Here is a 26,585-nt window from a genome sequence, read left to right as displayed (position 1 = left end):
TCAGGCCAGACGGTACTGGCGCGTTAACAGCGAATGCAGCAGCGGCCCGAGCGTTTCCAGCGACGCCGGCGACAGAATATCCGCATGCTCACAGGCCTGCGGATAGCAGGTCAGCCGCTGCAGATACGGCGCCCAGGTGGCGTTGACGTCCATCGCCGCCGGCAGGGTTTTGCTGGCGACAAACAGCGTCGCCGTGCCGTCGAAGCGCGCGCTGCGGGCGGTAGACAGCAGACGTACCGCGTCCTTATAGTTGGCGACAATGTCGTTGAACATCGCCGCCTTCTCCGCCCGCAGCGCCGGATCGCCGTCGTCCTCCGCCATAAACTCCGCCTGCTCCTGCGCTACCTCCTGCTGCGCCTGCTCCTCGCTCGGCCCGCTCCAGTCCTGTCCTTCCGGCGGGTAGGTGTCGAGCATACCGAGGAACGCCACCTCTTCCCCCTGCTGCTGCAGACGCGCCGCCATCGCATGGGCCAGCGTGCCGCCCAGCGAGTAGCCCAGCAGGTAGTACGGGCCGTGCGGCTGCAGGTCTCGCAGGTTCGCCAGATGGCGATCGACCATCTGATCCAGCGTGTCGCAGCGGGCAATAACGCCGTCCGGCCGCGGCGACTGCAGGCCGACGATCGGGAAGTCGCCCGGCAGATAGCGCATCAGGCCGGCGTACTGCCAGGCGAAGCCGGAAGCCGGATGCAGGCAGAACAGCGCCGGTCCGTCGCCGCCGCGCAGCCGCAGGATTTCGCCGGCGCCACGGCTTTCGGCGTTGCCGCCCGGCTGCGCCTCATCCAGCAGCGCCGCCATATTTTCCACGCTGCGGGCAAACATAATCTGCCCGACCGACAGCGAACGCCCCGACTGCTGACGCAGTTCCGCCGCCAGCCGCATGGCGAGCAGCGAATGCCCGCCCAGCGCGAAGAAATCGTCCCCGGCGCAGATGCCGTCGCGCTGCAGGATCCGGCTGAACAGCCCGGCCACCAGCAGTTCGCTGTCGCTGCGCGGCGCACGCCCCGCCGTCTGCTGATACTGCGGTTTCGGCAGGGCTTTGCGGTCCAGCTTGCCGTTGGCGCTGAGCGGGAAACTGTCGGTCAGCACGTAACTGACCGGCAGCATATGCGCCGGCAGACGCTGCGCCAGCGCCTGCGCCAGCACCTCGCTATCCAGCGCCATGCCCGGCTGCGGCACCAGCCAGGCCACCAGCTGACGCATATCGGCGCCGCCGGCGGCAGCGGCCTGCGGCGACAGCACGATGGCATGCGCCGCCGCCTGCGCCACGCCGGGCTGCGCCAGCAGCGCCTGCTCGATTTCCCCCAGTTCGATGCGCTGACCGCGGATCTTCAGCTGATCGTCACTGCGCCCCAGATATTCGACGCTGCCGTCCTCCAGCCAGCGGGCGATATCACCGGTGCGGTACATGCGCTGTCCATCCCCCGCCGGCGACGCCACAAAGCGCTGGGCGGTCAGGTCGGCGCGCCGCAGATAGCCCGCCGCCAGCTGTACGCCGCTGAGGTAAAGATCGCCGGCACAGCCGACCGGCACCGGACGCAGCAGCGCATCCAGAATGTGCAGCTGGGTATTCCACACCGGACGGCCAATCGGCACCCCGGCGCCGCTGACCGCCGCCAGCGCCGCGCCGGAGGCCGGCTGATAGGTGACGTCCACCGCCGCCTCGGTCGGGCCGTACAGGTTATGCAGCGGCGCGCCAACCTGCGTCTGATAGCGGGCCGCCAGCTCGCACGACAGCGCCTCGCCGCTGCAGAACACCTGCTTCAGGCTGCGGGCGCGCTGCGGCGACGCCTGCTCCGCCAGCGCCTCCACCCAGATGGCCAGCATCGACGGCACGAAGTGCAGCGTGGTGACGCGGTACTCATCAATCAGCGCCGTCAGCGCCTGCGGGTCGCGGTGCGCCTCCGGCGGCGCCATCACCAGACGCGCCCCCACCATCAGCGGCCAGAAGAATTCCCATACCGAGACGTCGAAACTGCACGGCGTTTTCTGCAGCACCACATCCTGCCCGTCGAGCGGGTAGGCGTGCTGCATCCAGTACAGCCGGTTGATAATCGCCCGGTGGCTGACCACCACCCCTTTCGGCCGTCCGGTTGAACCGGAGGTATACAGCACATAGGCCGGGGCATCGGGGTCGATCGCCGGCCACGCTTCCGCCGTTGGCGACGGCTCATGTGACAATGTCACCTCGTCAAACGTCAGCACCGGCGCCAGCGCGGCGAAACGCGCCTGCAGGGCACTGTCGCTGATAATCAGCCGCGGCTGCGCGTCCGCCACCATATAGGCCAGACGTTCGTCCGGGTAGCCGGTATCCAACGGCAGCCAGGCGGCGCCGAGCTGCACCACCGCGCTCAGGGCCAGGCTCAGGCGCACCGAACGCGGCAAGGCGACGGCGACGATATCCCCCGGCCGGATGCCGGCCTGACGCAGCCGCTGCGCCAACTGCTGCGTCTGCTGCTGCATCTCCCGGTAGCTGAGACAGTGCTGCGCATCCTGCAGCGCGACAGCGTCCGGCGTTCGCGCCGCCTGCTGCGCCACCGCCTGCGGCAGCGTGGTCGCCGTCAGCGGATGCGCGGTCTGGTTCACCGCCGCGATCAGCGCCTGCTCCTGCGGCGTTTGCAGCTGCCACTGCGCCAGCGGCCGATCGGGCTGTTCGATCCACTGCGTCAGCAGCAGCATCAGCCGTTCGGCGAAGCGCTGCGGCTGCGGCACCGACGCGCGGTACTCCATCAGCAGGCGCAGGCGCTCACCCGGCAGCACCAGCAACGTCAGCGGATAGTGGGTATAGCCTTTGTTGGCAATGGCGTCGCAGCGCAGCGGCCGGTCACCGCCCAGCAGCGCGCCGTTGTCGGGGTAGTTTTCCACCACCAGCAGCGTGTCGAACAGCGTGCCGGCCCCCGCCAGACGCTGGATCTCCCCCAGCCCCAGATCGTCATGCTCCAGCAGTGCGATCTGCTGCTGCTGCAGCTCCGCCATCTGTTCACACAGCGAGCGCTGACCGTCCAGCCGCACCCGCACCGGCAAGGTATTGCTGAACAGGCCGACATGTTCTTCCACCCCGTCAACCTGGCCGAAACGGCCGGACACCGGCGAACCGAACACCACGTCCTGCTGACCGCTGTGGCTGGCAAGCTGCAGCGCCCATATGCCCTGCATCACGCTGTTCAGCGTCAGGCCGCGCTCGCGGCACAGGTTCAGCAGCCGCTGTTCCAGCGCCGGCGGCAGCGTCATCTCCCGTTCATAGACCTGTTCATCATGCGAGCGCTCGCCGAACAACAGCGTCGGCCGCGCGTTCTGCAGCGTCTGCCGCCAGATCTGCCGCGACGCCTCGGCATCGCGCGCCGTCAGCTGCCGCACGATATCGCCGTAGCGTGAGCGCAGCGGCGGCAGCGCCGACGGCCCCTGATACAGCGCGGTCAACAGATCGCCGAGTACCACCGGCGTCGACCAGCCGTCGACAATCAGGTGGTGAGCGTTCAGGAACAGCGTATAGCGCGCTTCGTCGCCGTGCCTGACCAGCAGCGCATGCAGCATCGCTCCGCCCTGATTGAACAAATCGCGCGCCAGTTCCTCCTGCTCCAGCGTGCGCAGCGCCTGCGCCTCCTGCTGCGCCGACTGCGCCGGCAACGGCTGCACGTCCAGCGGCCACGGGCTGTCGCTCTCCGCCAACAGCGGCAGCAGCTGCAGCGGCTCGCCTTCACGGGTAAAGCGCGCCGCCAGCTGCGGATGACGGCGCACCACCGCATCCAGCGCCTGCTGCAGACGCTGCTCATCCAGCTCGCCGCTGAGGCTCAGACGGGTCAGCGAGTTATAACTGCCGCCGACGGCGGCGGTTTGCGCATGGAACAATAGACCGTGCTGCAGCGGCAGCAGCGGCAGCGCATCCGCCAATGGCCCATGGCGCTGTTGCCACTGTTGCAGTTGCTCATCGCGGACCGTCAGCGGCGCCAGTTCGGCAGCCACCAGCGTCGCCGCCGCCTGCGCCGGCTGACGTGCGGCAAACGCCGACAGCTCGGCCAGCGCCTGTTCGATACCGTCGTGCAGCGCCGCAATATCCTGCTCGCTGAAGATCGCCGGCAGCCAGCTCCAGTTCACCGCCAGACGCGGCTGCTCCCCTTCTTCGACAAAAATATTCACTTCCAACGGATGGCTCAGCGTCTGTTGCTCATCCTGCGCCACCGCAAAGACGTCGCGGAAGCGCTGCTGCGTGCGCTGCGGCGTCCACAGCGTCTGTTCCTGACCGAAACGTCCGAGATAATTGAACAGGATCTCCGGCGCATTGCGCGCCGCCAGGGCGCTCAGCGCATCGCGATGCTGCGGGTGCAGATAGCGCAGCTGGCCGTAGCCGATGCCGCGGTCACGCACCGCGCGCACCACCTGTTTCACCGCGCGTACCGCCTGATGCGCCGGTTCTGCTTCCAGCGCAATCAGCAGCGGATATTCCGCCGTCAGCCAGCCCAGGGTGCGCGCCAGGTCATTGGCGCCAACCTCGGCGCGGCCGTGCGACTCAACGCCGATGCGCAGCTGCAAGGCGCCGAAGCGCTGACGGCAGGCCAGCGCCAGCGCGCTGAGGATGATCTCTTCAACGTTGGCGCGGTATCTGTGCGGCAATGCGCCCAGCAGCGCGGCGGTCAGTTCACCGTTCAGCAGGGTGCGTCGCTCACACAGCGCCGCCGGACGATCCTGCGCCGGATCCAATGCCCGAGCGCCCAGCCGCGGTGCGCCGTCCGCCAGCATCGCCCGCCAGAACGGCAGCTCCGCCGCGCGTGCCGCGCTGTCTTCCCGCAGCCAGCACGACCATTCATACAGCGAGGTCTCTTCCGCCGGCAGCGCCGGCGTCTCGCCGCGCATCGCCGCTTCCGCCAGTTGACGCAGCTCCTCCAGCAGGATGCGCCAGGAGACGCCGTCGGTCGCCAGGTGGTGGATCACCAGCACCAGTCCCTGTGATTCGCCGCCGCATGGCAATAATACCGCCTGCATCATGACGCCGGCGGCGGGATCGAGCCGGCTCAACGCCTTGTCGAACGCCTGTTCGGCGGCCGCTTCCAGCCCGCCTTCCGTCGTCTGCACGCGCAGACAGTCGGCCCCGCCGCTTTCCCCGACCCACAGTTGCCCCTCACGGGTGCGTGCGTCCAATACCGGGTGTGCCGCGCGCAGCTGCGTCAGTACGCTGCGCAGCTGCCCGGCCTCCAGCGCCGCCGGCACGTGCAGGAACACCCCGTGGGCGAACAGGCGGTTGATATCGCCCTGTTCGCCGAACGCATGCAGGATCGGTAGGCCGTCGATCGGCCCGTGTTGTACTTCGCGCAGCGGCTGTCGCTGCGCCGTCAGCGGCTGCATCGCCTTCGCCATCCGCGCCGGCGTATGCTGCGCGAAGATATCGCGCGGCCGCAGCAGATAGCCGGCGCGCCGCAGCGCGGTGCCCAGCCCCATCGCCGAGATGCTGTCGCCCCCCAGCGCAAAGAAATCATCGTCGGCGCCGACGCGCTCCATGCCCAGCAACTGCGCCATCGCCTGACAGATCAGCCGCTCGGCGTCGTTGGCCGCGTCACGGCTGACGTTGCTCACCGCCTGCTGCGGCTGCGGCAGCGCCTGACGATCGATTTTGCCGTTGACGTTCAGCGGCAGCTCGTCCATCACCACCAGCAGCGCCGGCACCATATAGTCCGGCAGACGGCCCGCCAGCGCTGCCAACAGATCGCTTTGCAGCGTCGGCGACGCCCGCAGCGCCGCATCCTGCACCGAACAGTAGCCGATCAGCCGGTGGGTGGCGCCGATCGCTTCGGCGATCACCACCGCGCGCCCCACCTGCGGCAGCGCCGCCAGCGCGCTTTCCACCTCGCCCAGCTCCACGCGGAAGCCGCGCACTTTAATCTGGTGATCGGTGCGGCCGATAAATACCAGCTGCCCCTCGCTGCTCCAGCGCATCAGGTCGCCGCTGCGGTACATCACCTCGCCGCGGCTGAACGGGTTGGCGACAAAGCGCGCCGCGGTCAGATCCGGGCGGCGCAGGTAGCCGCGCGCAATACCTTTGCCGGCGATATACAGCTCGCCGGCGACGCCGATCGGCACCGGCTGCAGCTGTTTATCCAGCAGCCACACTTCGGTGTTGGCCACCGCGCGCCCCACCACCGGCTGTTCGGCGGCGTCAACCGGCGCGCCCAGCGTATCCACGGTGTATTCCGACGGCCCGTAATAGTTGTGGATTTCCACTTCCGGGTGCTGCTGCATCAGGTTCCACAGCGTCGGCGTTGCCGCCTCCCCGCCGATCATCACAAACGACGGCCGCGGGAAGTCGCCCTGCAGCAGCCCGCAGTCCACCATCTGCGAGAAGAAGGACGGCGTGATATCCAGCAGATCCACCGGCGTCTGGCGGGTCTGTTCCAGCAACGCCCAGGCATCGCGCCGCAGCTCTTCGTCGAAGATATACAGCTCGCAGCCCATGATCATGCAGAACAGCGGCTCCCAGGAGGAGTCGAACGAGAACGATGCGGTGTGTCCGGCGCGCATGCGCCGCCCGTGGCGGGCCTGATATTTCTCAATCGCCGGGCCGAACAGATACGCCTGATGGGACAGGAACAGGTTCAGCAGGCCGCGATGGGTCGACATCACGCCTTTCGGCCGTCCGGTCGAGCCGGAGGTGTAGATCATATAGGCCAGATGGGCCTCATGCAGCGGCTCGCGCCGTTCGGCATCCTCAATCGGATGCGACGCCGCCGCCGCGCACAGCGCCCGGCAGTGCGCATCATCCAGACACAATATCTGCGGCAGTTCCGGCATCTGCGGCAGCGTACCGCGCTGCGTCAGCAGCAGCGCCGGTTTGGCGTCGTCGCACATCAGCGCCAGACGCTCGCGTGGGTAGTCCAGATCGAGCGGCATATAGGCCGCGCCGCTGGCCAGCACCGCAAACAGCGCCACCAGTGTGTCCACCGAGCGCGGAATGCCGATCGCCACCACATCTTCAGCGCCGATGCCGTGATCAATCAGCACCCGCGCCAGCTGCATCACCCGTTCCGACAGCTGGCGGTAGCTGAGGCTCTGCCCGCCGCACGCCACCGCCGTTGCCTCCGGCTGCTGCGCCACCCGCTGCAGCAGCGCGTCGATGATCGAGGTCATGCCGGCAGGCGCCGTCAGTTCACGTCCGCGCCCCCAGGCGGCCAGCCGTTGCCGTTCCGCTTCGCCGATCAGCGGCAGTTCGCCGTTCGGCCGCTGCGGCTGATGCGCCAGCTGCTGCAGCAGATGGCCGATGCGTTCGGCATGCTGCCGCAGCGTGGCGGCGGAATATTTCTGCGGGTTGGCCACCAGCGAGACGTACAGCGCCTCGTTCTGGAAGCCCAGTTCAAACTCCAGATCGTCCACCGGCCCCATCGCCAGCGTATGCGTCACCGCCGGCTGGCCGTCAAAGGATAAGGCGCTGTGATACACCTTCACGTTAATCACCGGGCCGTACAGCTCCTGCTGCTGCCCCACCAGCCCTAAATCACGCCGGATTTGCTCCGCCTCATAACGCTGATGGCGGCGCACCTGTTTGATTTCCGCCACCACCGCCCGGCAGGTTTCCGCCAGCGACATCTGCGGCGTCACCGTCAGCTGCAACGGCAGCACATTCACCACCGGCCCGATCGCCGCCAGCGCCTGCGATCCCATGCGGCGCATAAACGGAAACCCTACCGACAGACGGCTTTCACCGCTGATGCGCGCCAGATACACCACCAACGCCGCAGTGACGATGTCGGCCGGCTGTGCCTGCTGCAACGCCTCCTCGCCCTGCAGCGCGTCGAACAGCGTCGCCGGCAACACCAGCGACTGTTTGAGCGGCCGCGCCTCCCCGGCAACGACGCAATTTTCGTGCGACAGCGACAGCGTCGGCGGCAGGTCGCGCAGCCGCTGCTGCCAGAACATCGCCGCCCGCTCCGCCGCCGGCGAACTCGCCCACTCACGGTACTCCGCCACCACCTCGCCGAACGGGGTGAACGGCGACGGCGACAGCGTCTCGCCCTGACGCAATGCGCGGTAAATATCGGCGATCCGGCGGGTAACGGCGTCAAAACTGAAGCCGTCCAGCATGATATGGTGGAAGCGCTGGTACCAGAACCAGCGCCCTTCGCCGACCTGCATCACCACCTGACGGTACAGCGGCCGTTCGCCGTCGGCGGGCAGCGGCTGCGCCAGATCGTCTTCCATCAGCGCCAGCGCGGCCTGCTCCCCGTCCGGTTGCCGGCTGAAGTCCAGCCACTCGGCGGGCGCGACCTGCGCCGCATCGGCCCGCAGCGGCAGACGCTGCAGCGGTACACCGTCCGCCGACTCATAGAAACGCGCCTGCACGGTGTCGGCCTCCGCCAGCCCCTGGCGAATGGCGCGCTCCAGGCACGGGCGGTCAATCTCGCCGCGCAGTTCGGTATAGTGCGCCACGGCGAAGCTGTTGCGCCGCAGCGCGATTTGATCGGCGATCCAGATGCCCGGTTGCGCCGCAACCAGCGGATATTCCTGGTAGTCGAGCCGGGTTTCAGGCAGTGAAAGGGTTTCTGACATGCTTTCTATCCTTTTCCTTAAACGGAACGTGTCGGAACTTGAGCGCGCGGATCACGGCGCCGGCGTTACGCTGTTTTTCAGCGCCGCGGGGCGCATGTCCTGCCAATGGGCTTCGATAAACGCGATGCACTCGGCGCGCGTCGCCGGCCCCATCACCTCATGCCAGCCTGCCGGCACGGCGGCAAACTGCGGCCACAGCGAATACTGCTGTTGCTGGTTGATCAGCACCAAAAACGGCAGGCTTTCATCATCAAAAGGGTTTTGTTGTTCCTGAGTCATTTCCATCACCTGTTAGTCGAAATGTATGTCGTCCATATCGGAAAGCAGCCAGTGCAGTCCGTCCAGCAGCCCACCGCGCCAGCACAGCGCGTCATGGCCGCCGGAAAATACCCGGTAGTTGACCCGATGCCCGGCGGCCTTCAGCGCCTGCTGCATCTGTTGATTCACAAATTCGATATCCGCTTCCCGGTCGCCGGCTTCCTGAAATACCGTCAGCGTGCCCGCGGCCACCCGGCCCTGACGCACCTGCTGCGTCAGCCAGCCTTCGTCAAACTCCGCGCGCCGGGCAAAATCGGTGACGTACTGCACCGTCGGCCACCAGAACGAACCGGACTGGCTCAGCACCCGGCCGAAGCGCTGCGGCCAGTGCAGCCCGGCGTACATCGCCGCCAGCCCGCCGTAGCTCTGCCCCGCCACCACGGTGCGCGCGCCGCTGTCGCTGAACGCCATGCGTTGGCGCACCAGCGGCAGCAATTCCGCCTGCAGCGCCAGCCAAAAGTCGGCATTGCAGGGCAGTTCCCGCTCGCGGTGCTGGCCGTCGATCACATCAATCAGCAGATAGCAGGCCGGCGGCAGCCGACCGGCAGCTGTTTCGCGCGCCAGCACCGGCAGCAGCGGCTGGCCGTCCACCCAGTTCTGACCGTCCAGCAGGATCACCAGCGGCCGCTCAGCCGCAGAGGCGCCCTCGCCGCTGGCGTACGCCCAGATGCGGCGCTGATTGCCCAGCGTTTCGCTGCGCCACAGGAAGTGGTGTAACCGCGACGCATCAAGCGGCGGCGGCGTGGTCAGCCAGGCGCGCTGATCGGCGGCGTCCGGCCCTTGCGCCAGCGACAGCGGCTGGCCGATGCGGGTCGACGCGGCGGGATAGGGATTGAGCGGATCGGCAATTGCCAGCGGGAACAGAGAGATCCACCAGGCGCGCTGCTGCTGGCGGCACTGCGCCCGATCGGCGCTGAAAACGGGGGGAAGCTGCGCATCCTGCACCGGGATCAGGCTGTAACTGCCGCGCCAGTCGCGCGGCAGCAGGGTTGACCAGTGCCAGATATCCGTGCCCGGCAGACGCTGCAGCGTACTTGGATCGGTGCTGTGGTGGTCGGTCACGCCGTTGATATCGACATACACCCGCCGGATCGGCGAACGCGGCTCATTCCCGTGCGGATCGCGCCACAGCCAGGTGAAGCGCGCCTGCTGCCGATCATGCTCTTCGACGATCGGCGTTCCCCGCTGCACGACCTGCTGCCACCACGCCGCCTGCCCGGCCTGTTCAGCCTGCAACCACCGGCTGACCGTCCCTGCCGCTACCGTGCTCTGTGCGCTTACTGCCGCTCCCTGTCGGGCGGCTGGCAAAATATGCATGTAATTCCTTACGGTAAAGTGAGGTACTTTTACGAAGATTTACAATCGTATTGATAATCATTCTTATTTTCAATATCATTTGCGAGCTTTTTTGCTACGGCGCGTTTCGGCAAATCAGCAACGGCCGACAGGTGGGATAAACAAGGCCGTCAGCAGGCCGCGTGAGGAGTAACGCACGCCTTCATACAGCACACGTTTTTATTCAGGGGTTACAATGAGATTGAAAAACAAAGGGATAATTAGAAAACAACCGGCAACGTCGGGGCAGCTGTTCTATTTGTTATTTTCACCTTCCCTCATCCTGTTGCCGGCGCTGCCGGGCTATGCGGCGGACGAAGAGAGCATGATCGTCACGGCGCAAAGCGTGACCGCGCCGCTGAAAGGCCCGGTGGCCAAAGACAGCGCCGCCGGCACCAAAACCGCCACCCCGCTGCGCAAAACGCCGCAGGCGATTTCCGTGATTACCCGCCAGCAGATGGACGACCAGGCCGCCCTCTCCGTGTCTGATGCGCTGAACTACACCAGCGGCCTGCTGACCAACTACCGCGGCGGCTCGAACCGCAACGATGAGGTGATCGCCCGCGGCTTCCGCTATATGCCCAAGTTTCTTGACGGCCTGAGCTACGGCCTGTCCGGCCAGGCCGGCGCGGCGGGCCAGATCGATCCCTGGCTGCTGGAGCGCGTCGAGGTGGTGCACGGCCCGGCTTCCGTGCTGTATGGGCAGGTCAACCCCGGGGGCATTATCAGCATGACCAGCAAGCGCCCCACCGCCGAGAGCATCCACAAAATCCGCCTCAGCAGCGGTAACCGCCACTACGGCGAGGCGGCGTTTGATTTCGGCGGCCGGCTCAACGACGACAACACGCTGTTCTACCGGCTGAACGGCGTCGCCAGCACCCAGCATCAGTCGATGAAAGACAACAAGCAGCAGCGTCTGGCCATCGCCCCGGCGCTCACCTGGCTGCCCAATGCCGACACCAGCTTTACGCTGCTGACCAGCTACCAGAACGAACCGAAAGCCGGTTTCCGCAACTTCCTGCCCGCCAACGGCACGGTGTTCAGCACCAGCGCGGGACGTATTCCCTACGACTTCAACGTCAGCGACCCGAGCTACAACCAGGCAAAGCGCGAGCAAACCTCAGTGGGCTATATTTTCGACCACAGCCTCAACGACGTGCTCACCTTCCAGCAGAACCTGCGCTACACCAATATGGACGAGTCCTACAAATATCTGGTGTACACCTTTGACGCCGACGACCGTAACGATCATTCCATCAACCGCCGGCCGCAGCACGATAAAATCGAGTCGCAGGAGCTTGGCATCGACAACCAGCTGAAGGCCGAATTCGCCACCGCCGACGTCAAGCACACGCTGCTGGGCGGGCTGGATTACAAATGGAGCGACGTGGACAGCAAGCTGTGGCGCGACAGCGGCGATCAATACATTCTCGACTGGGCGCACCCGACCCCGGTGCATATCGATGAAAGCACCTTCAGCCTGGCCACCAGCACCCGTAAAAAGCTGGACCAGATGGGGATCTACCTGCAGGATCAGCTGGAGTGGAACCGCTGGAACCTGCTGCTGTCCGGCCGTCAGGACTGGTCGGAAGTCCGCACGCAGGACCGCGTGGCGGACAGCGACGTGCAGCAGAACGACAGCAAGTTCAGCGGCCGCGCCGGCCTGCTGTATGCGTTCGATAACGGCCTGTCGCCGTATATCAGCTACAGCACCTCCTTCGAGCCTAACCTGAGCAGCGGTGCGCCGGGCAGCGATCCATTCAAACCCACCACCGGCGAGCAGACCGAAATCGGCCTGAAATATCAGCCGCCGGGCAGCAACACGCTGCTGACCCTGTCGGCCTTTGATATCACCCAGAAAAACATCACCGCCTATAACAGCGTAACCGGCTATAACGAGCAGGTCGGCAAGGTGCGTTCCAAAGGGATCGAGGCCGAAGCGCACGCGCAGCTGACGCCGGCGATCAACGTCATGGCCGCCTACAGCTATACCGATGCGGTCACCAAGGAGAGCGCCATCGGCGAGCAGGTCGGCCATACGCCCGCCAGCATTCCGCGCCACGCCGCCTCCGCCTGGGGCAGTTACCGCTTCCAGCACGGCGCGCTGCAGGGGCTGACGCTGGGCAGCGGCGTACGCTATACCGGCACCAGCTGGGGGGATTCCGAAGGCGGGTTTAAAATTCCGCACTACACCTTGTACGACCTGATGGCGAAGTATGAGCTGGGCCAGGCCAGTCCGGCGCTGCGCGGCGCCACGCTGCAACTGAACGTCAACAACGTGGCGGACAAGCACTATGTCGCCTCCTGCGGCAATACCTCGGCCTGCTTCTACGGCAGCGGCCGCAGCGTTATCGCCTCGGTGGCTTACAGCTGGTAAATATCCCGCCGGCGGCCGTCAGAGCGCGGCCGCCGGCTTTTTTCGTCACCGCATCTAGCTTATCCCGACGGCGCCGCCGCAACCCCCTGCCCTCTGAATGCCTCCGCCGTCACCAGCCCCAGTTCGGCGCCGACATCGGCAAAAAGAAGGGCGCGAAGCGGGCAGATAGCAATATTTAACCTGACGGATGGGGAAGCTCCATAAGTCATTAGTCATGGTTAAACCCCCTGCATCCGGCGCGTAGAAACCCCGACGGGTGCCAGAGCCGGGAATAAACGCCGGTCTTTTCCGACGGTCATTTCACATCAGCGAGGCACGCCCCCTGGTGGAGACGCAGCGTGTTAATCAAAACAAGGGGGCTTTTGGGAGGACGCTTCCCAGCCACTCCGGGCTATCCCATCATCGCAGGCTGAAAAGCGTGTATTATTCGGAGCAGAATATATTGTTCTACCCCCTTAAAAAGCAATGCTAAATAGAATTAATTAATCACCCAGAAAAAATAGCGCTATAGATACACCACGGACAATTCTATAGCGCTCAATTATAATAATTGAAACTCTAATGATTTTTATACAAAGCGCATTGAGGGACAAAGCTAATATATCGCGGATACACTCAACAGGACGTCAACAGCACATTTTTTGTATGGTTATTATTTTTTGCTTTTAAACTTCCTGATGAGAGTGATGGCTGGAGCATCGTAGCTAAGACCGCATCCCCGCACTCTTGGCCTAACTAAGGACTCTGATATCCCTGACGCATCGGCATGGCCAGCTTTATGAGGCGTCATTGCCTTTCGTAATAAATCCCTAAAAAAAACCCCGCCAACGCGAGGTTTTAACCTAAACAGTATTTTAAATTATCGGAATCTGGCATCCAGAGGCACTTCAGCATCAGGCTCATGAGTGATTCGATTCCGAAGATCCCGGCGAATCATTTCAATTGCCCAGAACCAGAAAACGTGACCTATCAACTCCGAAATATATTCATCTATCGGTAACATCGACAAAGGCGGCGTTAAACCCAATAGTGGGAATGAAATCCAGTGAACCGCTATGGTAGCAATGATACCCGCCATGACCCCTTGCCAGAGTTTAACCTTAGGAAAAACTTCTGCGACAACACAGTATCCGATAGCAAAAACAAGTGAAAAAATAATGTGGGTAATATGCACTGGATTTATTACATGTTCAGAGAAATGATAGACCGCCTGTGTAGGGTCAATCCCAAGGTAATCTCTAAGGAACAAGTAAGGCGGGTTGAATTCATCACGCCCGCCAGAAAACGTCCTAGGTGGTAATGGAACCTCTGCGCCCCACTTCACAAATGCCGACATAACGCCAGCAACTACGCCAACAAAAAAAGCAACGCCATACCGTCGCCGACCGGGATCTGTCTGCGCAAAAAAAGAACTCACGTCCATGGAATCCCCCATCAATTTAATGGATAGTTTGGCGATAGTTAACTAAACAGATGGTGAATGCTTTGATCAAGATCATATTTAAAACTAACCAGTCGAATCAACGCCTTGAACCTGAATTGCATGCCGTTGTTGCTACTGGACACCGTAACCAACGGGGAAATGTTCAATGGCGCGAACATTGACAGAAACAGGATTTGAAGCAATCCCGCCCCCGTTTAATGAAATTCGAGGACTCTCGAACCAACGATGCGAGGGGAAAAAAGAAAGCATTTGCATAGCAACAGCCAGATCACAAACCAGAGAGTATGTCAGGGAAATACCTTGATGCACGTCGCAAAAAATACGTTATGCTTTAGAAGGTTAACGTTAAAAATTCGAGTAAATCTCGAATGATTTCTGAGTGTTAAAAATAAATAAATGAAATCAAACGGTTGAAAAGTTAGGCCTATCAAATCCGTAGGCCAATTCAAATATCTCTTACTAAAACCAAAGGATATCGTAACGGTATTCATCGAGTGCAAAGGGAGTAAGAAATGAGCAATCCAACCGACAAATCAACGTCTTCAACGACCGCGAAATGCCCCTTCCATGCCGACGTACCTGAGCAATACGCCGGCGGAGGCACCACCAATCAGGACTGGTGGCCCGACCAACTGCGTGTGGATCTGCTAAATCAGCACTCCAACCGCTCTAACCCGTTGGGCGAGGATTTCAACTACCGCGAAGAATTCAACAAGCTGGATTACGCCGCGTTAAAAGCGGATATCCGTCACCTGCTGACCGACTCGCAGTCGTGGTGGCCGGCGGACTGGGGCAGCTATATCGGCCTGTTTATCCGCATGGCCTGGCACGGCGCCGGCACCTACCGCGCCGTTGACGGTCGCGGCGGCTCCGGGCGCGGGCAGCAGCGCTTCTCGCCGGTTAACTCCTGGCCGGACAACGTCAGCCTCGATAAGGCGCGCCGTCTGCTGTGGCCGATCAAGCAAAAATATGGCCAAAAAGTCTCCTGGGCGGATCTGTATATTCTAGCCGGCAACGTGGCGCTGGAAAACTCCGGCTTCCGCACCTTCGGTTTCGGCGGCGGTCGCGAAGACGTCTGGGAACCGGATCTCGACGTCGACTGGGGCAATGAGAAAACCTGGCTGGCGCACCGCCACCCGGAAAGTCTGGCCCATCAGGCGCTGGGCGCCACCGAAATGGGGCTGATCTACGTCAACCCGGAAGGGCCGGAAGCCAGCGGCGAACCGCTGTCGGCCGCTGCCGCCATCCGCGCCACCTTCGGCAATATGAGCATGGACGATGAAGAAACCGTCGCGCTGATCGCCGGCGGCCATACGCTGGGTAAAACCCACGGCGCAGCGTCCGGCGACCACCTCGGCCCGGAGCCGGCTGCGGCGCCGCTGGAGCGGCAGGGTCTCGGCTGGGCCAGCAACTACGGCAGCGGCTCCGGCCCCGACGCCATCACCTCCGGTCTGGAGGTTGTCTGGTCGCAAACGCCGACCCAGTGGAGCAATAATTTCTTCGAAAACCTGTTCAAATATGAGTGGGTACAAACGCGCAGCCCGGGCGGCGCCATCCAGTTCGAAGCCAAAGACGGGCCGGAAATTATTCCCGATCCGTTCAACCCGGGGGTGAAGCGTAAGCCGACCATGCTGGTAACCGACGTGACGCTGCGCCTCGACCCTGAGTTTGAGAAAATCTCGCGTCGCTTCCTGAACGACCCGCAGGCGTTTAACGAAGCCTTCGCCCGCGCCTGGTTCAAACTGACCCACCGCGATATGGGGCCGAAAGCGCGCTACCTGGGGCCGGAAGTGCCGGGCGAAGATCTGATCTGGCAGGATCCGCTGCCGCAGGCGGTGCAGCAGCCAAGCGCGGCCGATATCGACAGCCTGAAGACGGCGATCAAAGCCTCCGATCTCAGCGTCAGCGAGCTGGTCTCGGTCGCCTGGGCCTCGGCCGCCACCTTCCGCGGCGGCGATAAGCGTGGCGGCGCCAACGGCGCACGGCTGGCGCTGGCGCCGCAGCGGGACTGGGAAGTCAACGCCATTCCGGTCAGCGTGCTGCCGACCCTGAAGGCGATTCAGCAGGCCTCCGGCAAAGCGTCGCTGGCGGATGTGATCGTGCTGGCCGGCGTGGTGGGCATTGAGCAGGCCGCCGCCGCCGCGGGCGTACAGGTCAGAGTGCCGTTCACGCCAGGACGCGTCGATGCGCGTCAGGATCAGACCGACGTTGAAGCGTTTAACCTGCTTGAACCGCTGGCCGACGGCTTCCGCAACTATCGCCGTTCGCCGAACGGCCCGACCACCGAAGAGCTGCTGATTGACCGGGCGCAGCTGCTGACGCTGACCGCGCCGGAAATGACCGTACTGGTCGGCGGCCTGCGCGTATTGGGCGCCAACTTCGACGGCAGCCAGCACGGCGTGTTCACCGATCGCGTCGGCGTACTCAGTAACGACTTCTTCGTCAATCTGCTGGATATGCGCACCGAATGGCAGGCCACCGACGCCAGCGCGGAGCTGTACGAAGGTCGCGACCGTCAAAACGGCGAGGTGAAATACACCGGTACCCGCGCCGATCTGGTGTTCGGCTCCCACTCGGTGCTGCGCGCGCTGGCGGAAGTGTACGCCAGCAGCGACGGTCAGGAGAAGTTTGTCCGCGACTTCGTCGCCGCCTGGACCAAGGTGATGAACCTGGATCGCTTCGATCTGGCGTAACAGACCGGCTACGGCAACACTCAAGCCTCCGCATGCGGAGGCTTTTTTTATGCGCTGTCATTACGCCGCAACGCCGGCTATATTGCAGACAGACAATACGGAGAGCAGCTTATGGCATGGTTGGGATTTATCAGCGCACGGGCGTGCAGGCACTGGCAGGACGCATCGCCGTTTCTGCCGGCGTTCAGCTTTTACGAAAGGCACCAGTCAGCGCCGATCGACGCCGCGCCACAAGCCATTATTCACGCGGTGCAGGCGCTGGATATGCAGGAGGATCCGCTGATCCGTCGCCTGCTGGCGCTGCGACAACTGCCGGACAGGCTGCGTCGCCGCACGACGCCCGCCCGCCCCTTCGGCTTTGACAGCTTCACCCCGCTGCATCAGGACAGCCACGAACTCTCCCTCGGTCTGGCCGGCCGTTTCTGGCGGCCAACGCTGGTTCTGCCCAGGCCGGAGGACGCCCGGCAGTTTCTTCAGTTTGCCGACCCCGACGCCGCCAAACTGGTGCTGCGCTTTAAGGTCGTCGCAGATCAAATCGGCCAAACGCGGCTACGCACCGAAACCTTTGTCTACTGCCCTACGCCGCAGGTGAAAGCGCGCTTTGCCTGCTACTGGCTGCTGATCCGTCCGGCCAGCGGCTGGATCAGACGCCGCACCCTGAGCGCGGTGCGGCGTAAGCTGGCTGCTACCGCCTCATCGTTCCAGCCATAGAACGCTCTGGCTTAATTTTCCTGGCTACCTGCCGTTACTCGCCTACGCTAAGGTTGTCGACAGCGTGCGGCAGGCTGCGCACGCCCGATGCCGACGGCATTGCCGCCGGCGCCTTGTACGATCATCGTCTTAGTTAAGGAGTAAGTCATGGGCAAACCCTATGTCAGATTGGATAAAGACCAGGCGGCGGTACTGTTGGTTGACCATCAAACCGGGCTGCTATCTCTGGTGCGCGATATCGATCCGGATAAATTCAAGAACAACGTGCTGGCGCTGGCTGACCTGGCCAGCTACTTCAAGTTACCCACCATCCTGACCACCAGCTTTGAAACCGGCCCCAACGGCCCGCTGGTGCCTGAACTGAAGGCGCAGTTTGCCGACGCCCCCTATATCGCCCGCCCCGGCAATATCAACGCCTGGGATAATGAAGACTTTGTGAAAGCGGTGGAAGCCACCGGCAGAAAACAGCTGATCATCGCCGGCGTGGTGACCGAGGTGTGCGTAGCGTTCCCGGCGCTGTCGGCGATTGAAGCGGGCTATGAGGTGTTTGTGGTGACCGACGCCTCCGGCACCTTTAACCCCATCACCCGCGATGCCGCCTGGCAGCGCATGACCCAGGCCGGTGCGCAGCTGATGAACTGGTTCGGCGTCGCCTGCGAGCTGCACCGTGACTGGCGCAACGATGTCGAGGGTCTGGGCAAACTGTTCAGCGAACATATTCCCGACTACCGCAATCTGATGAGCAACTTTGACTATTTAATGCAGAAATAAGCCCAAACGGCAGGCGCCCGGCGTCTGCCGTTGCGCGGCAAATCCGTGACCTGATAACAGCGATTGCTCTACACTAGGGGTGTTATTTACCGAGACAGGATCCGCCGCATGCTCCCATCGCTATTATCCATTCCCTGCACTACGCTGCAGGGCGAAGCCAAAACGCTGGCCGACTTCCCGGCGCGCGCCTATCTGGTGGTGAATACCGCCAGCAAATGCGGTTTTACCCCGCAGTATCGCGGGCTGGAGAATCTGTGGCGCTATTATCGCGATCGCGGCCTGGTGGTGATGGGCTTTCCCTGCAATCAGTTCGGCGCACAGGAGCCGGGCAACGCACAGGACATCGCCAGCTTCTGCAGCCTGAACTACGGCGTCAGTTTTCCGCTGTTCGCCAAGATCATGGTCAACGGGCCGGATGCCCATCCGCTGTTTAACGAACTGAAGCGCCGTGCGCCGGGGCTGCTGGGCAGTCAGCGCATTAAATGGAACTTCACCAAATTCCTGCTCACCGCCGACGGCCAGCGCGTGACGCGCTTTGCGCCGCTGACTAAGCCGGAGCGCCTGTTCGAGCGTATCGAGACGCTGCTGAAATAACTCTCGTGCCGGGCGGAATCCCTTACCCACCGCCCGCGCCGTTCAGTCTCCCCGCTCCGGTTTCCCACGTTAAGAACCCGATCCCGCCGGTAAGCAAATTTTCCTTGCTGTAACCCAATGTTCACATGATAATGATTATCACTATGATAAACGTTATCAATTAACTCTTTTATTCTTCAGACAGCAATTATGGATAATAAACAGCACGCGGCGCCCGTCGCGCCTGCCGCTCCCGCGCAGGAAACGGCCCCCCCACCCAGCTATGACAGCCGGCAATTGCTCGGCCGTGACGGCGTCGCGATTATCACGCATCAGGGCCAACGCTATCAGCTGCGCCAGACCAAAGCGGGCAAGCTGATCCTGACCAAGTAATACCTTACAGCCCCAACGCCAGCCACCCCGATCGTCACGATCCAGGCAGCCAGCAAATCATTTGATATGTTGTAAAACATACGGAGAGTTGCACTATGCCTGCTATTTTTGCCACCCCGCGGCGTCTGTCCGCCCTGAGCCTGGCCATTGCCTGCGCCCTGCCTACGGTGGCTTTTGCCAACACCAGCCCCGTTTCTGACACCGGTTCGGAAAAAGCGACCGACGATACCCTGACGGTAGTCGCCACCGGCAACCAGCGCAGCAGTTTCAGCGCGCCGATGATGGTCACGGTGATCGACGGCACGTCGCCGCAGGCGCAGACCGCCGGCACCGCCGGCGACCTGTTGCGTCAGGTGCCGGGCATCACCGTCACCGGCACCGGCCGCAGCAACGGCCAGGATATTATGATGCGCGGCTATGACCGCCGCGGCGTGCTGACCTTGGTGGACGGCGTGCGTCAGGGCACCGATACCGGCCATCTTAACGGCACCTTCCTCGATCCGGCGCTGATCAAGCGGGTGGAAGTGGTGCGCGGCCCGTCGGCCCTGCTGTACGGCAGCGGCGCGCTGGGCGGCGTCATCTCCTATGAAACCGTCGACGCCGCCGACCTGCTGCTGCCGGGGCACAATACCGGCTTTCGGGTTTACGGCAGCGCCGCCAGCGGCGATCACAGCCTCGGCATGGGCGCCAGCGCCTACGGCAGAAGCGATAACCTGGACGGTCTGCTGTCGTTCGGCACCCGCGACGTCGGCAATCTGCGCCAGGGAAACGGCTTTGACGCGCCGAACGATGAAAACATCAATAACCTGCTGGCCAAAGGCACCTGGACCATCGATGAAAACCAGGCGCTGAGCGGTAGTTTCCGCTATTACAACAACCGCGCGCAGGAGCCGAAAAACCCGCAGACGCCGGCCGCTTCCGCCAGCAACCTGCAGACCGATCGCTCCACCATTCAGCGCGACGGACAGCTGACCTATAAGCTCAAACCGGTAGGACAAGGCTGGCTGGATGCACAGGCGCAGCTGTACTACTCCGAGGTGCAGATCAACGCCCACCGCGACGGCAGTGAAGACGAGGCGCGCAAGCAAACCACCCGCGGCGCCAAGCTGGAAAACCGCACCCGCCTGTTCAGCGACAGCGCGGCGGCGCACCTGTTCACCTACGGCACCGAAGCGTATAAGCAGGAGCAGACGCCGGGCGGCGCCACCGAGAGCTTCCCGCAGGCCAAGATCAACTTCGCCTCCGCCTGGCTGCAGGATGAGATCACCCTGCGCGATCTGCCGGTATCGATTCTGGCCGGAACGCGCTATGACAACTATAAAGGCAGCAGCGACGGCTACGACGACGTCAACGCGGACAAATGGTCATCACGCGGGGCGGTCAGCATAACCCCCACCGACTGGCTGATGCTGTTCGGCTCCTATTCGCAGGCGTTCCGCGCGCCGACCATGGGCGAAATGTACAACGATGACAAACACTTCTCGATTCCGATGGGCCCCACCACCATCACCAACAACTGGGTGCCGAACCCGAATCTGAAGCCGGAGACCAACGCCACCCAGGAGTATGGTTTCGGCCTGCGCTTCGACGACCTGCTGCTGGCCGACGACAGCCTGCAGTTCAAGGCCAGCTATTTCGATACCAAAGCCAAAGACTATATCTCCACCGCCGTCACCATGGATATCGGAGCCGGCCCGCGCGGGCCTTACTGCATCAGCTGCACCACCTATTCCACCAATATCGACCGCGCCAAAATCTGGGGCTGGGACGCCGCACTGAACTATAAAACCCGCTGGTTCGGCTGGGATCTGGCCTATAACCGCACCCGCGGCAAAGATGAAACCAGCGGCGACTGGATCGCCAGCATCAACCCGGACACCGTCACCAGCGTGCTGGACGTGCCGCTGGGCGCCAGCGGTTTCTCCACCGGCTGGGTCGCCACCTTGACCCAACGCTCGACCCACGTGCCCAGCGGCACTGCCGAGCAGGCCGGCTACGGCGTCAACGATTTCTACCTCAGCTACAAAGGCAGCGCCGAACTGCAGGGGCTGACCACCACCGTGGTGCTGGGCAACGCCTTCGATAAAGAATATTACTCGCCGCAGGGCATTCCGCAGGACGGACGTAACGCCAAACTGCTGGTCAGCTATCAGTGGTAACGACAGGAGAATAACCATGAACAACGACCTCTATGCACGCTATCTGCAGGCTAAACAGGATCACCCCGGTAAATACGCGCGCGATCTGGCGGCGCTGCTCGCCGTCAGCGAAGCGGAACTGACCCACGCCCGCGTGGGCCACGACGCCCGCCGTCTGCAGGCCGACGTCCGTACGCTGCTCGGCGAGCTGGAACAGGTCGGCGTCACCAAATCGCTCACCCGCAACGACTATGCGGTGCATGAACAAATGGGACGCTACCGCAATCAGCAGTTAAGCGGCCACGCGGGGCTGATCCTCAACCCGCGCGAACTGGACCTGCGGCTGTTTCTCGGCCAGTGGGCCAGCGCCTTCAGCCTGAGCGAAAGCAACCAGCGCGGCGTACGCCACAGCATCCAGTTTTTCGATCGTCAGGGCGATGCATTGCATAAGGTATACAGCAGCGATGAAACCGATCTGACCGCCTGGCTGGCGCTGGTCGAACGCCATGCCGCGTCGGACAACCCGCCGCTGGCGCTGCAGCCGGAGCCGGCCCGGGCGGAAAACCGCGACGCCGACGCCGCGCGCATCGACAGTGAATGGCGCGCCATGACCGACGTGCACCAGTTCTTCCAGCTGCTGAGTCGCCATCAGATCGGTCGTCAGCAGGCGTTTCGCGCCGTCGGCGACGATCTGGCCTACCGCGTCGATAACGGCGCGCTGGCGCAGTTGCTGAACGCCGCGCAACAGGCGCAGAACGAAATCATGATTTTCGTCAGCAACCGCGGCTGCGTGCAGATCTTTACCGGCCAGATTGAGCGCCTGCTGCCGCAAAACGGCTGGCTGAACGTGTTTAACCGGCGCTTTACCCTGCATCTGATCGAAGAGGCCATCGCCGAAAGCTGGATCACCCGTAAGCCGACCAAAGACGGCATCGTCACCAGTCTGGAGCTGTTCGCCGCCGACGGCACGCAGATCGCCCAGCTGTACGGCCAGCGCAGCGAGGGCCAGCCGGAACAAACCCTGTGGCGTGAGCAGATCGCCGCACTGCAGCCGCGGGGCATCGCCGCATGACGCGCTTATTCTCCCACGCGCTGGCGCTGTGCGCGGCGCTGATGACGCCGCTGGCCGGGGCGGCGGAACGCATCGTCTCCATCGGCGGCGACGTCAGTGAAATCGTCTATGCACTCGGCGCCGGCGATCGGCTGGTGGCGCGCGACAGCACCAGCCTCTCCCCCGCCGCGCTGCAGGCGCTGCCGGACGTCGGTTACATGCGCCAGCTGAACGCCGAGGGCATTCTGGCGCTGAAGCCGACGCTGGTGCTGACCAGCGATCTGGCGCAGCCGGCGCTGGTATTTCGCCAACTGGCCGACAGCGGCGTGCGCGTGGTGCATATCCCGGCCGACAGCGCGCCGGAAGCGGTCAGCGAAAAAATCACCGCCGTGGCCGCCGCACTGGATCGTCGGCAGCAGGGACAGCAGCTGATCGCGCACTATCGCCAGCAGTTGGCGGCGGTCAACACCCGGCCGCTGCCGGTAAAAGTGCTGTTTATCATGAGCCACGGCGGCATGACGCCAATGGCCGCCGGGCAGGACACCGCCGCCGACGCCGCCATTCGCGCCGCCGGCCTGCGCAATGCGATGCAGGGATTCAGCCACTACCGGCCGCTGTCGCAGGAAGGCGTAATCGCCAGCGCGCCGGACCTGTTGCTGGTGGGACGCGACGGCGTGAAAACCCTCGGCGGCGTGGAACAGCTGTGGAAACTGCCCGGCATCGCCCTGACGCCGGCGGGGAAAAAACGCCGCGTGCTGGTGGTCGACGATATGGCGCTGCTGGGGTTCGGCCTGCAAACGCCGGACGCCCTGATTAAGCTGCGCCGCGCCGCGGAGCAGCCGTAATGCCGTGCCGCCGTTCGCCACGGCTGGCGCTGGTGACGCTGCTGGCTCTGCTGACCATGCTGTCGCTGATTGCCGCCAACTACGGCGCGCTGACATTGTCATTCCGCACCCTGTGGCAGCAGCCGTTCGGCGATACCGCCTGGCATATCTGGCTGAATATCCGCCTGCCGCGGGTGCTGCTGGCGGTGCTGATCGGCTGCGCGCTGGCGGTGGCCGGCACGGTGATGCAGGGGCTGTTCCGCAACCCGCTGGCGGACCCCAGTCTGCTGGGGATCAGCAGCGGCGGCGCGCTGCTGGTGGCGCTGTCGATTGTGCTGCCGCTCGCGCTGCCGGCGATGTTGGCGCTGTACGGCCAGATGCTGGCGGCATTTCTCGGCAGCCTGCTGGTCTCGGCGCTGATTTACGCCATCAGCCGCGGCGGCCACGGTAGCCTGTCGCGGCTGCTGCTGGCCGGCATCGCCATTAACGCGCTGTGTATGGCGGCAATCGGCGTCTTGTCTTATCTCAGCAACGACCAGCAGCTGCGCCAGTTCTCCCTATGGATGATGGGCAGTCTGAACCAGTCGCAGTGGCCGACGCTGGCGGTGGCGGCCTCGCTGATTCTGCCCGCCTGCCTGCTGACGCTGCTGCAGGCGCGCCGTCTCAACCTGCTGCAGTTGGGGGATGAAGAAGCGCACTATCTGGGCGTTAACGTGGCGCGGGTTAAATTACAGCTGCTGCTGCTCAGCGCCCTGCTGACCGGCGCGGCGGTCGCCGTCAGCGGGGTGATCGGCTTTATCGGCCTGGTGGTGCCGCACCTGATGCGGCTGCGGCTCGGCGGCGATCACCGCTGGCTGCTGCCCGCCTCGGCGCTGGGAGGCGCTTGCCTGCTGCTGGTCAGCGATACCCTGGCGCGCACGCTGGTGGCGCCGGCGGAGATGCCGGTCGGCCTGATGACCAGCCTGCTGGGCGGCCCCTATTTTTTATGGCTGGTGATACGCCAGCAGGAGCGTAACCGTGGCTAAATCCGCCAGCCTGACGGCGCAGCAGTTGCGCTATCGCCTGGGCGAGCGCCGGCTGATTCATGATGTGTCGCTGAGCATCGCCAGCGGCGAAATGGTGGCGATTATCGGCCCCAATGGGGCCGGCAAATCCACCCTGCTGCGCCTGCTGACCGGCTATCTGCAGCCGGACTGCGGCGAGTGCCGGCTGCTGGAGCGACCGCTGGAACAGTGGACGCCCGACCGGCTGGCCAAAGTGCGCGCGGTGATGCGGCAGCACAGCGAGCTGGCCTTCCCGTTCAGCGTCGAAGACGTGGTGGCGATGGGACGTGCGCCGCACGGTATGCGCGACGCGGCACAGGCGGTGCATGAGGTGATGATGCAGACCGACTGCCTCAGTCTGGCGTCGCGGGATTACCGCCGGCTCTCCGGCGGCGAGCAGCAACGGGTGCAGCTGGCGCGGGTGCTGGCGCAGCTGTGGCAACCGCAGCCGTCGCCGCGTTGGCTGTTTCTTGACGAACCCACCTCGGCGCTTGATTTATACCACCAGCAACATACGTTGCGGCTACTGCATGACCTGACGCGGCGGCAGCCGCTGGCGGTGTGCTGCGTACTGCACGATCTCAATCTGGCGGCGCTGTATGCCGATCGCATCCTGCTGCTGCATCAGGGGCGGCTGGTGGCCGACGGTACGCCGGCCGAGGTGCTGCAGGCCGAAACCCTCACCCGCTGGTATCAGGCAGACCTCGGCGTGATGACTCATCCGGAATTCACGACGCCGCAGGTGTATCTGCGCCGCTGAGGCGGCGTCAGCTGGAACAGGAAATTTCCAGGTGCTTGCCCCACTCCGGCGGCAGCGCCGCCAGTGCGTCATAGCGCGCATCGTCGTCATACGGCTTCAGCAATGCCTGGTGCAGATGCGCCAGCTTGCTGACGTCGTCCTGTTCTGCCGCCGCGATCGCCTCCTGCGCCAGGTAGTTACGCAGGATCAGTTTCGGGTTCACCGCCTGCATGGCCTGCCGGCGCTGCGCATCGCTCACCTGTTCCTGCTGCAGCCGTTCGCGGTAGCGGCGGTACCAGCCGTCAAACGCCGCACGGTCGATAAACTCATCGCGCAGCGGCGAGTGCGCCTGCTGCTGCTCCACCTCGCTCAGCAGACGGAAGGTGCGGGTATAGTCGCGTCCCTCCTGCGCCATCAGGCTCAGCAACTCGGTGAGCAGATCGTTATCCTGCCGCTGCTGGCTGAAGAAGCCCAGCTTGGCGCGCATGCGTTCGCCATAGGCGCGCATCAGCGCCGGCTCATACGCCGCCAGCGCCTGCTGCAGCTGCTCTGGACTCATCAACCCCGACAGCGCCTGCGCCAGACGGTGCAGGTTCCACAGCGCCACCGCCGGCTGGTTGTCAAAGGCGTAACGCCCCTGATGATCCGAGTGGTTGCAGATATAACCCGGCTGATAATCGTCGAGGAAACCGTAAGGGCCGTAGTCGATGGTCAGACCGAGAATCGACATATTGTCGGTATTCATCACGCCGTGAGCAAAACCGACCGTCTGCCAGTCCGCCATCAGCCGCGCGGTGCGCTCCGCCACATCGGTGAACCAGAGCAGGTATTTATCCTGCCGTTCGGCCAGCTGCGGCCAGTGGCGTTCAATGACAAAATCGGCCAGTTGCCGCACCTGCTCCGGCTGCTGGCGGTAGTAGAAATGCTCGAAATGGCCGAAACGCACGTGGCTTTCCGCCACGCGCAGCAGCATCGCGCCGCGCTCGGCCTGCTCGCGGTAGACCGGCTGGTCGCTGGTTACCACCGTCAGCGCGCGCGTGGTGGCGATACCCAGATGATGCATCGCCTCCGACGCCAGAAACTCGCGGATTGCCGAGCGCAGCACCGCACGGCCGTCGCCCATGCGGGAATACGGCGTCAGGCCGGCCCCCTTCAGGTGCCAGTCGAGATGCGTACCGTCCGCCAGGCGCTGCTCCCCCAGCAAAATGCCGCGCCCGTCGCCCAGTTGCCCGGCCCAGACGCCAAACTGATGGCCGCTGTAGACCTGCGCCAGCGGCTGCATGCCCGGCAGCAGTCGCTCTCCGCTCCAGACCGGCGTATTTTCCGCCGTAAACCAGCTGTCATCCAGCCCCAGCTGCTGCGCCAGCGGCGCGCTGTGGTACAGCAGGCGCGCGCCTTCCAGCGGGGTGGGCGTCAAGGCGGTATAGAAACCGGGCAGTTGCCGGTAATAAGCGTTATCAAACTGCGGCATAGGATCTCCGTGAATACTGGGCGCGCCCCGCCGCCTCAGGCAACGGTGCGCGGGTCTCCGCCTACTCTACTGCCTGCGGCGGTCGATTAACACGGAGTAATTACAAGGAGAAATACATTCCGGCGAGCGGCAAGCGCCAGCGGGCAAATTACCGGCACCGCGAAAGTATCGGCGC

General features: G+C 63.7%; 16 protein-coding genes. 11 read left to right on the top strand and 5 right to left on the bottom strand.

The genetic code is table 11. From position 1 onward, the window contains the following. The 3 genes from TAN611_RS10590 to fes are packed head-to-tail and all read right to left on the bottom strand — an operon-like array spanning position 1 to position 10,164. On the bottom strand, positions 1 to 8,529 hold the full coding sequence (locus TAN611_RS10590; protein WP_203067680.1) for an amino acid adenylation domain-containing protein: 8,529 nt from the start codon (positions 8,527 to 8,529) through the stop codon (positions 1 to 3). 51 nt (positions 8,530 to 8,580) lie between these two features. Next, a complete protein-coding gene (locus TAN611_RS10585; protein WP_105230928.1) occupies positions 8,581 to 8,808 on the bottom strand; it encodes an MbtH family protein in 228 nt (75 codons plus the stop codon). Positions 8,809 to 8,820: 12 nt separating this feature from the next. Further along, entirely contained in the window at positions 8,821 to 10,164 is a 1,344-nt protein-coding gene (gene fes, locus TAN611_RS10580; protein ID WP_203067679.1) for an enterochelin esterase, read from the bottom strand. A 214-nt stretch (positions 10,165 to 10,378) separates the two neighbouring features. Here fes and TAN611_RS10575 point away from each other — a divergent pair, with 214 nt between their 5' ends. Then, positions 10,379 to 12,559, top strand: a complete 2,181-nt coding sequence (locus TAN611_RS10575) for a TonB-dependent siderophore receptor (protein ID WP_203067678.1) — start codon at positions 10,379 to 10,381, stop codon at positions 12,557 to 12,559. 859 nt (positions 12,560 to 13,418) lie between these two features. On the opposite strand, the gene TAN611_RS10570 is transcribed toward TAN611_RS10575, so the two are convergent. Further along, positions 13,419 to 13,982: a DUF1440 domain-containing protein gene (locus TAN611_RS10570; RefSeq protein WP_187043179.1), complete on the bottom strand. Its 564-nt coding sequence runs from the start codon at positions 13,980 to 13,982 to the stop codon at positions 13,419 to 13,421. 533 nt (positions 13,983 to 14,515) lie between these two features. Between TAN611_RS10570 and katG the strand changes: the two genes are divergently transcribed. From katG to TAN611_RS10520, 10 genes are all read left to right on the top strand, one after another. Further along, on the top strand, positions 14,516 to 16,696 hold the full coding sequence (gene katG, locus TAN611_RS10565; RefSeq protein ID WP_203067677.1) for a catalase/peroxidase HPI: 2,181 nt from the start codon (positions 14,516 to 14,518) through the stop codon (positions 16,694 to 16,696). 111 nt (positions 16,697 to 16,807) lie between these two features. After that, a complete protein-coding gene (locus TAN611_RS10560) occupies positions 16,808 to 17,407 on the top strand; it encodes a hypothetical protein (RefSeq protein WP_203067676.1) in 600 nt (199 codons plus the stop codon). 147 nt (positions 17,408 to 17,554) lie between these two features. Beyond that, on the top strand, positions 17,555 to 18,178 hold the full coding sequence (gene ycaC / locus TAN611_RS10555) for an isochorismate family cysteine hydrolase YcaC (protein WP_105230886.1): 624 nt from the start codon (positions 17,555 to 17,557) through the stop codon (positions 18,176 to 18,178). A gap of 108 nt (positions 18,179 to 18,286) precedes the next feature. Continuing rightward, positions 18,287 to 18,772 carry a glutathione peroxidase gene (locus TAN611_RS10550; RefSeq protein WP_111737189.1) on the top strand — a complete coding sequence of 162 codons (486 nt, stop codon included), beginning with the start codon at positions 18,287 to 18,289 and terminating at the stop codon, positions 18,770 to 18,772. A gap of 189 nt (positions 18,773 to 18,961) precedes the next feature. After that, positions 18,962 to 19,144 (top strand): hemin uptake protein HemP, encoded by a 183-nt coding sequence (gene hemP, locus TAN611_RS10545; RefSeq protein ID WP_160031255.1) that lies wholly within the window; start codon positions 18,962 to 18,964, stop codon positions 19,142 to 19,144. A gap of 95 nt (positions 19,145 to 19,239) precedes the next feature. Beyond that, entirely contained in the window at positions 19,240 to 21,303 is a 2,064-nt protein-coding gene (locus TAN611_RS10540) for a TonB-dependent hemoglobin/transferrin/lactoferrin family receptor (protein WP_111737191.1), read from the top strand. A gap of 16 nt (positions 21,304 to 21,319) precedes the next feature. After that, complete coding sequence (locus TAN611_RS10535; protein WP_203067675.1) at positions 21,320 to 22,354, top strand: hemin-degrading factor; 1,035 nt, start codon at positions 21,320 to 21,322, stop codon at positions 22,352 to 22,354. Continuing rightward, positions 22,351 to 23,178, top strand: coding sequence for a hemin ABC transporter substrate-binding protein (locus tag TAN611_RS10530; RefSeq protein ID WP_203067674.1), 828 nt, complete (start codon positions 22,351 to 22,353; stop codon positions 23,176 to 23,178). The genes TAN611_RS10535 and TAN611_RS10530 overlap by 4 nt, the downstream gene beginning before the upstream one ends. Beyond that, on the top strand, positions 23,178 to 24,182 hold the full coding sequence (locus TAN611_RS10525) for an iron ABC transporter permease (RefSeq protein WP_238404532.1): 1,005 nt from the start codon (positions 23,178 to 23,180) through the stop codon (positions 24,180 to 24,182). Before TAN611_RS10530 ends, TAN611_RS10525 begins: the two co-directional genes overlap by 1 nt. Continuing rightward, positions 24,175 to 24,960 carry a heme ABC transporter ATP-binding protein gene (locus TAN611_RS10520; RefSeq protein WP_203067673.1) on the top strand — a complete coding sequence of 262 codons (786 nt, stop codon included), beginning with the start codon at positions 24,175 to 24,177 and terminating at the stop codon, positions 24,958 to 24,960. Before TAN611_RS10525 ends, TAN611_RS10520 begins: the two co-directional genes overlap by 8 nt. A gap of 7 nt (positions 24,961 to 24,967) precedes the next feature. Here TAN611_RS10520 and TAN611_RS10515 read toward each other — a convergent pair whose 3' ends face one another. Then, on the bottom strand, positions 24,968 to 26,410 hold the full coding sequence (locus TAN611_RS10515) for a protein adenylyltransferase SelO (protein WP_203067672.1): 1,443 nt from the start codon (positions 26,408 to 26,410) through the stop codon (positions 24,968 to 24,970). Between the last annotated feature and the right edge of the window lie 175 nt (positions 26,411 to 26,585).

The organism is Serratia sp. Tan611, from assembly GCF_905188235.1.
GTDB classification, from domain to species: Bacteria; Pseudomonadota; Gammaproteobacteria; order Enterobacterales; family Enterobacteriaceae; genus Serratia_B; species Serratia_B rhizosphaerae.
Note: the sequence above shows the minus strand (reverse complement) of the source record. Positions and strands in the feature narration are given on the sequence as shown.

Coding starts and splice junctions, on each gene's coding strand:
- TAN611_RS10585 (WP_105230928.1), bottom strand. CDS start 8,808: ATGACTCAGGAACAACAAAACCCTTTTGATGATGAAAGCCTGCCGTTT.
- TAN611_RS10525 (WP_238404532.1), top strand. CDS start 23,178: ATGCCGTGCCGCCGTTCGCCACGGCTGGCGCTGGTGACGCTGCTGGCT.
- hemP (WP_160031255.1), top strand. CDS start 18,962: ATGGATAATAAACAGCACGCGGCGCCCGTCGCGCCTGCCGCTCCCGCG.
- katG (WP_203067677.1), top strand. CDS start 14,516: ATGAGCAATCCAACCGACAAATCAACGTCTTCAACGACCGCGAAATGC.
- TAN611_RS10560 (WP_203067676.1), top strand. CDS start 16,808: ATGGCATGGTTGGGATTTATCAGCGCACGGGCGTGCAGGCACTGGCAG.
- TAN611_RS10570 (WP_187043179.1), bottom strand. CDS start 13,982: ATGGACGTGAGTTCTTTTTTTGCGCAGACAGATCCCGGTCGGCGACGG.
- TAN611_RS10540 (WP_111737191.1), top strand. CDS start 19,240: ATGCCTGCTATTTTTGCCACCCCGCGGCGTCTGTCCGCCCTGAGCCTG.
- TAN611_RS10590 (WP_203067680.1), bottom strand. CDS start 8,529: ATGTCAGAAACCCTTTCACTGCCTGAAACCCGGCTCGACTACCAGGAA.
- TAN611_RS10575 (WP_203067678.1), top strand. CDS start 10,379: ATGAGATTGAAAAACAAAGGGATAATTAGAAAACAACCGGCAACGTCG.
- fes (WP_203067679.1), bottom strand. CDS start 10,164: ATGCATATTTTGCCAGCCGCCCGACAGGGAGCGGCAGTAAGCGCACAG.
- TAN611_RS10550 (WP_111737189.1), top strand. CDS start 18,287: ATGCTCCCATCGCTATTATCCATTCCCTGCACTACGCTGCAGGGCGAA.
- TAN611_RS10530 (WP_203067674.1), top strand. CDS start 22,351: ATGACGCGCTTATTCTCCCACGCGCTGGCGCTGTGCGCGGCGCTGATG.
- TAN611_RS10535 (WP_203067675.1), top strand. CDS start 21,320: ATGAACAACGACCTCTATGCACGCTATCTGCAGGCTAAACAGGATCAC.
- ycaC (WP_105230886.1), top strand. CDS start 17,555: ATGGGCAAACCCTATGTCAGATTGGATAAAGACCAGGCGGCGGTACTG.
- TAN611_RS10515 (WP_203067672.1), bottom strand. CDS start 26,410: ATGCCGCAGTTTGATAACGCTTATTACCGGCAACTGCCCGGTTTCTAT.